Source organism: Pseudomonas peli (assembly GCF_050563605.1).
Lineage (GTDB): Bacteria > Pseudomonadota > Gammaproteobacteria > Pseudomonadales > Pseudomonadaceae > Aquipseudomonas > Aquipseudomonas peli_A.
The window spans coordinates 1-264 of record NZ_JBNXUH010000264.1; the positions used below are offsets into that span (position 1 = coordinate 1).

Sequence of the window (264 nt, forward strand, 5' to 3'; positions counted from 1 at the left end):
GGCTGCACGCGGGCTATGCGACGGCTTTATACGCAAACACCAGGAGCTCACCAGCATAGAGCCAACCGCCGACTCCCCGCCCCGCCATCCCTGCGGCGCCAGCGTGCCGTTGTTTACCAAGCTCAAGGCGCGCCAGCTCGGCGGSTTYGCCGCGCTGGAAGATTTGTCACTTAAACAAATCTGACGCTGCCGACGCCGCTACATGAGTCTCTCATACACAGCTGGCGCTGTCGATGAAAATATAACACTTAAACACATCTGACG

General features: G+C 58.4%; 1 protein-coding gene. It reads left to right on the plus strand.

Annotation, left to right across the window (positions count from 1 at the left end; genetic code table 11):
* Nucleotides 1-184 (plus strand): hypothetical protein (locus tag ACQ4LH_RS21690; protein WP_430699005.1); only part of this gene is annotated, 184 nt, incomplete at its 5' end.
* Nucleotides 185-264: the final 80 nt, after the last annotated feature.